Genomic DNA, 11,460 nt, shown 5'->3' on the forward strand with positions numbered 1-11,460 from the left:
AAAGTCCGGCGAACAGATGCCGGACTTTTTTTATTCACCTCCGTCAAGCATGGCCGCTTCCACATCATTGATGTATTGGCGAAGCTCATGTGACATATCGCGGGAAATTTCCCGCTCTTCGAATAATGTTTGGATTTCGTTGCGGATGGCCTGCACGGCCCGCAGTTTGATTTCGAGTTTTTGATTTTCAAAACGGCGGGTCGGACTCTGTTCGTGATACGAGTGCCCCAGCCTGAAAATCAAGTGATTGTAAAAGGAAATGACGGCAAGCGTCACCTCTTTATTTTCTTCAGTCATGTGTTTTTTCAGGCTTTCAATGGCCGCTTTTGCCGTTTTAACCCTTGTGGTGCGGATGAGGCCTTCTTCATTTAAAATCGACATTTCCGGCTTTTTTTGTTCACCGAAAAAGATCCAGTACATCAGGCGTTTCAGCTTTTTCTTAGATAAGCCGACTTTAAACGGATTCGTATACAGCACTTCCAGTTCATCAAACCGTTCCTGAAGGCTGTCTGCCGTTTCTTCCGGTATTTCGCCCCGCTCAATCAGCCGCAGCAGTTCTTCCTGTTCAGCCTGTATCCCTTGGGCGCGGACTTTCCGCTCATCTTTTTTCGTGCGGTTTTTGACGGTGGACTGCTGAAATCTGAGATTTTTCATTTTCTCATTGTATTCGGCAATAACCGCAAAAGAAGCCGTTTTGTTTGTCTCATTCATATTTTCTTTAATGGCCGTTAAGGCAGCCTTTATCAGCTTCCGTCTCGCTGTCAGCAATTTGACTTTCTTCTCTTTCACATTGTCTTCCGGCTTATCTGTCAAAATCGGCAGTACGATTGTCGCCAGTACCAATGTGCACATAATAACACCCGCGGCTAAAAAGAGAATCAAATTCCGTTCAGGAAACGGTGAGCCGTCAGAGAGCACGTAAGGAATGGAAAAGGAACCCGCAAGCGTGACCGCTCCCCTGACGCCTGAAACCGAAATCAGCAGGGTCGAGCGCAGGCCGGGTTTATAAATGCTCTGATCCTTGTTAAAAAACCACTTGCCGTTCCAAAAAAACAGCACCCACAAAAACCTGAGAATCATTAACGTCAGCGTAATGACGATAATGTACCCGATGACCATCATATTGTTAAACGCGGTATCATTAAAGATGACAGAAACCACATCCGGTATTTGCGCACCTAAAATAACGAAAACAAGACCGTTCAGAATGAACAAAATAATATTCCACGTACTTGAAGAGACGATTTGCAGTTTGACCATCGTTGATTCAAGACGGTCCTGCTCCACCGCATGCGTGATGCCGCCGGCCACAACAGCTAAAATGCCGGAAACGCCGATTTCTTCAGCCGCGAGATAGATGACAAACGGCGTCAGAATTTGAATCAGCATATGCATCGTGACATCCTGCATGCCGAGTCGGCGCAAAAACAGCCGGAAACGGATAATCAAAAAAGAAATGACGACACCGCTGAGTAAACCGCCGGCTGAAATCAGAACGAAACTGAAGGCGGCCTGCGCCAGCGAAAATGCGCCCGTCACGGCAGCCGCAATCGCAAATTTAAAAGCGACCAGGCCGGATGCGTCATTCATCAGTCCTTCTCCTTCAAGGAGACGCAGAATGCCTTTTGGCATCTTCACTCGCCCTGACAGCGCGCTGACTGCGACAACGTCAGTCGGTGACAGTATCGCCGCCAGCCCGAACGCGGCAGCCAGCGGAATGCTCGGAATCATCCAATGAATCGTGTAACCGCCGACAATCACCGTGGCAAACACGAGCCCGAGCGCAAGCAGCAAAATCGGCGCTCTTAAATTCCAAAGTTCCGCACGCGGCGTCCGTTTTCCATCGTTAAAAAGCAGCGGAGCGATAAACAAAACAAAAAATAATTCGGTATTCAGTTCAAAATGAAGCCCCTGCGGAAATGACGCCGCAATGATACCGAGCGCCACCTGAATCAGAGGCACCGGGATAAAGGGGACAAACCGATTTACGATATTTGAGATCGCGATGATGGTTAAAAGTACGAGTACGAATAAAAATATGTCCAAAGCATGACCTCCTTCATCTGCTGCATCATATCATTATTGCCTGTTCTCTGCCTTTGCCAAAGGCCGGAGCCGATGATCGGGCAGATTCAATATATTTTCCGCACGCAACCATTCTTCTTTTATTTTACCCGTTTTTATTTAAAATTTCTCATAACGTGCTCACGGCGAACTTTTTTTGCCTTCAGCTACATTTTTTCCGGAAAAAGAAAAAGCCTGTTTTCTCTGAAAACAGGCTTTTTCGCAAGCTGCGTCATCCGTTTCATGACGCGGTGCAGCGTTTATGCTGCTTAGTAAAGGATAGAGAACGCACCGCCAGTGTGTCTCTATCCTTGGCTTTAAGTGCTCATCTTATTCGTGAAAATTCGTGCCGTCTGTCGTCGCTTTAATGATACCCGCGCGGATGACGAAATCGCCGAAGTGTTCGCCTTCCTCACGCTCTTTCGCGTAGCGCGGGAGAATGGTGCGAAGCTCACTCAGGATTTCCTCTTCACCGATATTTTCCCGGTACATTTTGCTCAAACGGCTGCCGTCAAACGCCGCTCCTAAATACATATTATATTTTCCGGGCGCTTTTCCGATAAATCCGATTTCGCCAAGCGCATGGCGGGCGCAGCCATTCGGGCACCCGGTCATACGGATGGTGATTTCTTCATCCCGCAGCCCGTTTTCGTCAACAATGTCTTCAATCTTATCAATCAATTTCGGCAGATACCGCTCGGCTTCGGCCATGGCGAGCCCGCATGTCGGAAGCGCGACGCAAGCCATTGAACTGCGGCGGAGGGCGGAATGCTGCCGGCCGTCTGTCAGACCGTATTGCTCGATTAATGCGCTGATTTGATTCTTTTTCTGGCTCGAGACATTGCCGATAATCAGGTTTTGATTAGAGGTGAGACGGAAATCTCCCGTATGGACTTTGGCGATTTCACGCAATCCCGTCATCAGCTTATAATTCTCATAGTCCGTGACGCGGCCGCCTTCGATAAACATCGTAAAGTGCCATTTCCCTTTTATACCCTTCACCCATCCGTAACGGTCGCCGTTATGGTCAAAATGATAAGGTTTCGCTTCATCCAGCTGCCAGCCGAGGCGGTTTTCCAGCTCGGCTTTTACGTTTTCCAGCCCGAGACGGTCAACAGTGTACTTGAATCTGGCGTTCTTTCTGACGGAACGGTTTCCGTAATCGCGCTGAATCGTAATGGTTTTTTCCGCTACATCATACAGCTGCTCCGGTTTGCAGAAGCCGATGACTTTTGAAAGCTGCGGATAAGTGGCCGTATCGCCGTGCGTCATTCCCATACCGCCGCCGATTGCAACGTTGAATCCGATAAGACGGCCTTCCTCCACGATGGCAATGAAGCCGAGATCTTGAGAAAAGACATCGATATCATTGGACGGAGGCACGGCGATTCCGATTTTGAATTTCCGCGGCAGGTACAGCGGCCCGTACATCGGTTCCGTTTCCGTGTCAGGAGTGCCCGCCACACGTTCCTCATCAAGCCAGATTTCATGATAGGCTCTCGTGCGCGGAAGAAGGTCATCGCTCAATTTCTTCGACCATTCGTATACTTCCGCATGAATTTCAGACTGGTACGGATTTGAAGCGCACATGACGTTTCGGTTGACATCTCCGCAGGCCGCAATGGTATCAAGCAGCGCCGCATTGATTTTCTGAATCGTTTTTTTCATGTTCCATTTTAAAATTCCGTGCATTTGGAACGTCTCACGCGTTGTCAGCTTCAATGTATGGTTTCCGTATTTTTGCGCCAGTTCATCCATGACAAGCCATTGTTCCGGAGTTGACACGCCGCCTGGCATCCGAACGCGCAGCATGAACTGATAAGCCGGTTCAAGCTTTTGTTTTTGACGTTCATTACGGAGATCGCGGTCATCCTGCAAGTAGCTTCCGTGATGCTTCATCAGCCGGTTGTCTTCGTCGGGGATGCCGGCCGAAATCCGGTCGAGCATGACTTCTTTCAATGTGCCGCGCAAATAATCGCTTTTTTCTTTAATTTCCTCAACATCACTTGGAGGGCCTTCCGGCGCTTTTAAAATGTTGTTCACCATGCTGAATAAGCTCCTTTCAAACCAAAATCAATATACGTCACGCTGATAGCGTTTTTTCTGCTGCATGTCTGCCAGGAAGCTTTCCGCTTTTTCACGGCTCATGCCGCCTTCTTCCTGAATAATATCGAGAAGCGCCTGGTGCACGTCATGCGCCATATGCTGTTCATCACCGCAGATGTATACGGCGGCTCCCTGCTGCAGCCATTCATACAGCTCTTTGCTTTGTTCTTTCATGCGGTGCTGCACATATACTTTTTCTTCTGAATCCCGGGAAAAAGCGACGTCCATTTTTGTGAGAACACCGTTTTGCAGCCATTTTTGCCATTCCGTCTGGTACAGAAAATCAGTGACAAAGTGCTGATCCCCGAAAAACAGCCATGTTTTCCCTTCAGCTCCGGTTTCTTCACGCTCCTGCATAAAGGAACGGAACGGCGCGATGCCTGTCCCCGGCCCGACCATAATGACCGGTGTATCCGGATTGTCCGGCAGCTTGAAGTTTTGGTTGTGCTGAATGTAAATCGGAAGCGTATCTCCCGGCTGGAGTCTTTCCGCACACAGAATGCTGCAGACGCCTTTTCGTTCTCTGCCGTGCGCGTCATACCTGACCGCTCCGATTGTCAGATGCACCTCTTCCGGATTCGCTTCTAAGCTGCTTGCGATCGAATAGAGCCGGGCCGGCATTTTACGCAGGATGGAAAGAAAGTCTTCGGCGGAAGCTTCCCACGGCCCGAAATCCCGGACGAGATCAAGCAGGTCACGGCCGTTGATGTACGCTTTCAGCTGTTCTTCGTTTCCTTCGGCCAGAAGTTCACTCAGCTTTTGGTCAGCCGTAAACTGTGCGGCCTTTTGCAGGAACGGTTTTGTTAAGACGGTTATTTCAAAATGAGAAGTAAGCGCATCTTTCAAAGGGAGACGCTCTCCTTGTTTATTCACCGCCACTTCCTGTTTTGGGTCCCATTTCAGCTCATTGATCAGCTCATCAACGAGCGCCGGATCATTTTCGGGATAGATGCCGAGGCTGTCTCCGGGCTGATACGCGAGGCCCGACCCTTCAAGCGAAAGCTCGAGATGGCGTGTTTCTTTATTCGAACCGCGTCCGTTCAGATTGATGTTCTCAAGAACCTCCGCCCGAAACGGGTTCGTTCTGGAATAAACGGATTCACCGAGAGCCGGCGTCTCGGCAGGCGCTTCGGCTGTTTGATTTCCCGCTCCTTCGTTCAAACCGCCGATGACCGCGTCAAGCCATTCCGAAAACGGCTCATCATAATCAAGATCGCAATCAACCCGCGGCGCAAGCTGGGTGCCGCCGAGCTCTTGAAGACGCTCGTCAAACTCTTTGCCAGTCTGGCAGAAAAATTCATACGAGCTGTCCCCGAGCGCCAAAACGGAGTAACGGAGCGCTTCAAGCTTCGGCGCGCGTCTGCCGTGAAGAAATTCATGAAAAGCCAGCGCGTTATCCGGCGGATCGCCTTCTCCGTGCGTGCTCACCACGATCAGTAAATTGTTTACTTTTTTCAGATTATTCGGCTTAAAATCGTTCATCGACGCGACGGTGACCTGGAATCCCCGTTCCTCAAGCGTCTTTATCGTCTGTTTCGCAAGACCTTCCGCATTTCCCGTTTGCGATCCGTATAATACGGTCACTTCTCTTGAAACTGCCGTGCTTTCTGCTGGAGCCGGAGCAGCGGGTGCGGCTGTTTCACCGGATTCGGACCGGGCCGCAGCCAAATAACCGCTCAGCCAGATTTTCTGTGATTCTGTCAAGGTCGGCAGAAGGCGGTTAAGGAGCTCTGCCTGCTCCTGATTAAACGGACTGTTCATGACCTGAAGTTGCAACGATATCCACCTCACAAGGAATTAAACGTAACGTACGTTATTTCTATAGGAATTGTCAAAATAATATTCTAATTGAAACTTTACCGAAAGTTTGTATGTAAGTAAAATATATAATCATGATGACAATGATTAAGATTACTAATGATAAAAAGCCCTTTGCACTTGGCAAAGGGCTTACACGAATAAGCCGGCGGGCACTTCTTTTATAAAAGGAGAGGGTTCTCCCGGAGACAATACGGTCAGATGATGCATCGCGCGCGTACAGGCCGTATATAACAGCTTACGGTCATGTTCGCTTTTGTACTGGGCAGCAGAGGCGTCAGCGGCAATGACGGCGTCAAACTCAATGCCTTTTGCCAAATACACGGGAATGACGCATACCCCTTTTTGAAAAGGCTGGTTTTCTTTATTGATCAAACGGACACCGCTCCCGGCGCTGACCGCCTGAAATACTTTTTTGGCTTCCGCGGCCGTTTTGCAGATGACGGCGACCGTCTCCCAGCCTTTTTGTCTGAGCTCCCGGATTGTATCCGCCAATTGTTCCTGCCGCGCTTTTTCTGTATCCGTCCGCAAAACACGCGGTTTTTCCCCGTTCCGGTTAAAAGGCTCAATGTCATCGCCGTCAGCCAGCAGCGCTTTCGTAAATTCAACAATCTGCCGCGTCGATCTGTAAGTCCGTTTCAGGCTGACATACTTTTCTGCACCATTGCGAAAGCCGCCGGCGAGGGAAGAAGGGCCCGTAATGGTGTGGGCATAAATCGACTGGCTGACATCACCGAGCACCGTCATCTTTGCCGCTGGGAAGATGCTTTGAATATACGTGAGCTGAAATGGGGAATAATCCTGCGCTTCATCAATGAAGACGTGCTTCATTTGTGTGTTTTTTCTTTTTCCTTCTAACAGATCCTGCAAATACAGATACGGAGCGGCATCTTCATACGGAAGTGACCGTTCTGCAAATGCGTTTCTGGTCAAAGCGCCGATGCCCTCCCAATAATCGGGCTTTTCATAAGCTCCCCAGTCTGAAAACAGCCGGAGATACATCCGTTTTATATCGAGAAAGCCGAGCCGTCTGACGGCCTGCTTAATCGGTTTAAAGGCTTTGCCGACAATAATGGCGCCGAGCAGGCGCTGTTCGCGCTGATGGTCGTCAAATGCAGGTTCATCATCTGCCGCCTGCTTCTTGAGTGTTTGATAAACCTCGGCATAGTCTTCCTTATCAAGCAGCTCGCTCTCCTGCAAGACCCATTCCTTCTTACGCTCCTTTTTTTCGAGAGCGCTGATTTCCGCGAGAAGCCATTCCGCCGTCAGCTCCGCTCTGTTCGGAATCGGCAGCTGCTGATCAAGCGAATAAAAATAGGCTTCAATCCGTTCTTTTGAAATCAGGATGTCTCCCCGGAAGCTGATCTGTTTACACATCAGGCCCGAGCCGGAAAGCGAGCCGGCATAGCGGTCAATCATGGCCTGAAAAGCTGGTGACGCTTTGTAAGCAATGGCTGCGAGCCTTACGGAAAGTGCGTCCTGATTTTGTTCAGTCAGGCAATATTCAAGCTGCTCGTACGGGCTTTCACAATCAAACTTTCGTCCGAGCCGGCGGATGATATATTCCTGAAAGGTGGCCTGCTCCATATTCTCTTCTCCCAATTCCGGCAATACGGCGGACACATAACTGTTGAACAAAATGTTCGGGGAAAACAATACAATCTGACGGGCATCAAGCACCCCGCGCCCGCGGTACAGCAAGTAAGCGGCCCGCTGAAGCGCCGCGGATGTTTTCCCGCTCCCGGCGGCTCCCTGAACGATGAGATATTTGCTTTTTTCATCCCGGATGATTTCGTTCTGTTCTTTTTGGATGGTTGACACGATGTTTTTCATATGCTGTCCGGAATGACCGCTCAGCACCTCTTGCAGCATTTCGTCACCAATCGTCATATCCGTGTTAAACATCGCTTTAAGCGTCCCGTTTTTAATGATAAACTGCCGCTTCAGTGTGATGTCTCCCTCTATCGTTTCTTCCGGAACTTCATAGCGGGCTTTTCCCGGGGAATATTGATAGTAGAGAGATGAGATGGGTGCGCGCCAATCATAAATGAGAAATTGCTCGTTGTTTTCATCCATCAAAGAAGTCAGCCCGATATAAATCCGCTCGGGAGAGGGCTCTCCTTTTTCCGTAAAATCGACACGGCCGAAGTAAGGAGAGGTTTTCAGCTTTTGGATTTTTTGAAGCTGCCGGTATTGAAGCCGATGCGTCCGTTCACGTTCTGAAAGCATTTCCGCCTGCTGTTTAATGCTTGAAAATGTCTCAGCCGCTTCATGGGCATCATCCATATTCACGGTGACATCATTCCAAAACGTTTTTCTCAAGCCCACAATATCCTGCTTTAATCCGCCCGATGAGGCTTCCAGAGACCGCTCTTTTTTGCGGAGCTCCTTCAGCACTTCATCTATTCTTGACTGCTCTTCCTTCCATTCCTTATCCTGCTGATTCATGAACGGCACCTCCAGAAAATAGTTGACAAACACATACGAAATACTGTAAAATAAAATCGGATACATATAGTTAATATATAATAAAATAGGCAAATACAATTCATCTTAGCACATTCACCCAATATCAATCAAGATATGGGTTATTTATATGCAAAAAAACCGATTTCGCTTTGAAATCGGTTTTTTTGATGTTAGTTATCTAAACGAAAAGAACGGTTTGGCAGCTGCCACTTAAACATATAGGAACAAACGCGGCAAACAACAAGCACGAAAAACAGAACGTACAACCCAAACGAATTTCCCAGCCAGCCCAAGCCGACGATTAACCCTCCGAGCGCGGCCCAGACTGCATAAATTTCCGCCTTGAGCACAAGCGGCTTCCTGCCCGCGAGCAAATCCCGTATGATGCCGCCCCCGCTGCCGGTCAGCACCGCTGCCGCAATCACCGCACTGAGGGGATGGCCCATTTTCACGGCATATAAAGCGCCTTGGATGGCAAACGCCGAAAGCCCGATGGCATCGGATAGGTTGCCCCATTTACTCCAATGTCTTAACAGCAGCTTCGGAAACAAAAAGACAATCGTAACTGATGCGAGAGCGATTTGAAAAAACGCGCCTTGCTCCCACAAGGCGGAGACCGGAACACCGATCAGCAGGTTTCGGATGGCTCCACCGCCGAACGCCGTTACAATCCCCAAAATATATACGCCTAAAATATCATACTCCTCTTCCATCGCAACAATTGCTCCGCTGACCGCAAACGCAATGATGCCGATTACACTAAGCAGCTCCCAGGCCATTCCATATGCTCCTTTTTATTTGTTAAATTTTCTGACGACCATTAGATTTTATAATCGCTTTCTCTTAAAATCAACCTTATTTTTGAAAGATTCTGATTCCTAACCCGGGACAACCCCACCCGCAACGGCTGGGAGCAAGAATATTTACCTATTTTATACTATTTTGGGAGGTTTATTGGAAGTTTCATTGAATACTTTCTCTAACAAAAAGGGGGTTATGAGATGAAAATCAGTTCACTTGTTTTTCCTGTTTTATTGGCCGCCGGATTAATTCCCGGCCTGCCGTCAGCCGAAAGCCATACGCATTCGCACACTCATGCGGAGCCGGCGAAAACGGTGTATACGGACCCGCTTCCGAAAGCCGATCATTTTAAAGATTTGAAGGGCCCGGTCCAAGTTGAACAGACGGTTGACACAAAAATTCTGGATGAAAACGGAAAGCAGGTCGGCACGAAACGATTTAATGCCAATGTCAGTCAGGATAAAGCCTCAACTAAAGCCAGCACGGGCTCTCAGAAGGTCAGAGTTTTGGCGGTGGCGGACGCTGAATACCGCGCCAAATACAGCGACTGGCAAACGCGAATCGTCCAGATCGTGGAGCAGGCGGATGTCGCTTTTAACCGTGATCACAACATTGATTTCGTCGTACAGGCCGTGCAGGCTTGGAATTCTTCCGGCTCAAACAGTTCTCAGATTTTATCGAATCTCCAAGGCAGCTTCAGAAATCAAAATTATCATTTTGTCGTCGGTTTTACCGCAAAATCAAGTTTTGACGCCGGCGGTATCGCGTATGTATATAACGGCAAACCGAGCGGCCCGGCTTTCAGCGTGAACCTTGATCAAGGAACGGCCAACACGGCGAAAGCGGCACAGCACGAGTTTTCCCATAACTTCGGACTTCAGCATGACGCCCAAGGCAGCGGCATCCGCTGCGTCATGAATTATGATTATGCCTATTCCGTTGATATTTGGGACAGCTCCCATAACAGACAGATTGCGACAAACAAAGCTTGGTACAAATAATAGAAAAAGAGCCGCTCCCATGGAGCAGGCTCTTTATTTTGCCGTGCGTTCCGTTTTGACAAAACACATGCAGATAATAATGAGAATAAATGCCGTCAATGCCAAGAAAGGAATGGTAATGAAACCGAACCAGTTAATATATTCAGATGAGCAAGGCACGCCGTAGACACACGGCTTGATGCCGCTGAAACCGGGCACCTTCTGCTCAAGGTAATGCATGATCGATATAAACGCGCCGATGACGGCCATCGGCAGCACATATTTTTTCACGCGCGTGTCACCCTGAAAGGTGGCGATTCCTAAAATCAGGACAAGCGGGTACATGAGAATTCTTTGATACCAGCACAGCTCGCACGGTATGAATTTTCTGATCTCGCTGAAATATAGGCTGCCGAGCATGGCAGCAAGAGCTATCACCCAAGAAGCATATAAAAATACGATTCTATTTTTCATTTTTCAGCTCTTTCTTAATCGTTTTTGAAATCTCATCATAGTTAGAGAATTCTTTAATCACTTTGTTATTTACGTAAATCGTCGGTGTCGCCGTAATGTTTAATTTATCATTCAGGTCAGTGTCAGCTTTCAGCTCTTTTGCAAATGTCTCTTTATCAAGGTTTTCCTTCAGCTTGTCAGGATCAACCTTTTTCGCGGTGCTTTTGACCGTTTTTTCAAGCAATGCAGGCGTGACCCATTCCTGTTCGCTTGACGGCTGCTGTTCAAACAGCTTTTCATGGAATGCCCAGAATGATGCCGGGTCTTCTTTCCACACCTCTTCTGAAGCAAGAGCCGCCAGACGCGAGCCGCTTCCGTGGTACATGACGTTCACAAATGAAAATTTCACGTCGCCTTTATCGATAAAATCTTTTTTGATTTTCGGAAAGATATCGCTGTTAAATACTTTGCATGACGGACATTTGTAATCTCCGAATTCAACTACCGTAACAGGCGCGCTGTCTTTGCCAAGCACGGGCTGTCCTTTAATGGAAGGCTGTTCGGCGACTGTTTCGCCCGCTTTTTCCGTTTGGTTGTTAATAATTACGATGGCCGCAAATAAAACGACAACGATTAACGTCAGTATCACCGCAAATTTCGCAGACGATTGTTTCTTTTTCACTCAGACACCTCATTGTTTTTAAAATAAAAAAGAAGCGGATGCCGGATGGCCCGCTTCTCTATTTTACCAAGACAACCTTGTTTAAGA

The 11,460-nt window shown here is 48.4% G+C and carries 8 protein-coding genes; 1 reads left to right on the plus strand and 7 read right to left on the minus strand.

Annotated features, from left to right (window positions below; translation table 11 throughout):
- Nucleotides 1–30: 30 nt before the first annotated feature.
- From HWY38_RS01645 to HWY38_RS01665, 5 genes are all read right to left on the minus strand, one after another.
- Entirely contained in the window at nucleotides 31–2,046 is a 2,016-nt protein-coding gene (locus tag HWY38_RS01645; RefSeq protein WP_224181129.1) for a Na+/H+ antiporter, read from the minus strand.
- Nucleotides 2,047–2,394: 348 nt separating this feature from the next.
- Nucleotides 2,395–4,110: an assimilatory sulfite reductase (NADPH) hemoprotein subunit gene (gene cysI / locus HWY38_RS01650; RefSeq protein ID WP_224181130.1), complete on the minus strand. Its 1,716-nt coding sequence runs from the start codon at nucleotides 4,108–4,110 to the stop codon at nucleotides 2,395–2,397.
- A gap of 27 nt (nucleotides 4,111–4,137) precedes the next feature.
- On the minus strand, nucleotides 4,138–5,946 hold the full coding sequence (locus HWY38_RS01655) for an assimilatory sulfite reductase (NADPH) flavoprotein subunit (protein ID WP_224181131.1): 1,809 nt from the start codon (nucleotides 5,944–5,946) through the stop codon (nucleotides 4,138–4,140).
- A 174-nt stretch (nucleotides 5,947–6,120) separates the two neighbouring features.
- Nucleotides 6,121–8,436 (minus strand): RNA polymerase recycling motor HelD, encoded by a 2,316-nt coding sequence (helD, locus tag HWY38_RS01660; protein WP_224181132.1) that lies wholly within the window; start codon nucleotides 8,434–8,436, stop codon nucleotides 6,121–6,123.
- Between the two features lie 191 nt (nucleotides 8,437–8,627).
- A complete protein-coding gene (locus HWY38_RS01665; RefSeq protein WP_032876509.1) occupies nucleotides 8,628–9,236 on the minus strand; it encodes a trimeric intracellular cation channel family protein in 609 nt (202 codons plus the stop codon).
- Nucleotides 9,237–9,458: 222 nt separating this feature from the next.
- Here HWY38_RS01665 and HWY38_RS01670 point away from each other — a divergent pair, with 222 nt between their 5' ends.
- On the plus strand, nucleotides 9,459–10,259 hold the full coding sequence (locus HWY38_RS01670) for a zinc-dependent metalloprotease (protein ID WP_007410016.1): 801 nt from the start codon (nucleotides 9,459–9,461) through the stop codon (nucleotides 10,257–10,259).
- 33 nt (nucleotides 10,260–10,292) lie between these two features.
- On the opposite strand, the gene HWY38_RS01675 is transcribed toward HWY38_RS01670, so the two are convergent.
- A complete protein-coding gene (locus tag HWY38_RS01675) occupies nucleotides 10,293–10,712 on the minus strand; it encodes a disulfide oxidoreductase (RefSeq protein WP_007410015.1) in 420 nt (139 codons plus the stop codon).
- Nucleotides 10,702–11,373, minus strand: coding sequence for a DsbA family protein (locus HWY38_RS01680; RefSeq protein WP_032876501.1), 672 nt, complete (start codon nucleotides 11,371–11,373; stop codon nucleotides 10,702–10,704). Before HWY38_RS01680 ends, HWY38_RS01675 begins: the two co-directional genes overlap by 11 nt.
- Between the last annotated feature and the right edge of the window lie 87 nt (nucleotides 11,374–11,460).

Origin of the sequence: Bacillus sp. KS1, assembly GCF_020075515.1 — a bacterium.
GTDB classification, from domain to species: domain Bacteria; phylum Bacillota; class Bacilli; order Bacillales; family Bacillaceae; genus Bacillus; species Bacillus velezensis.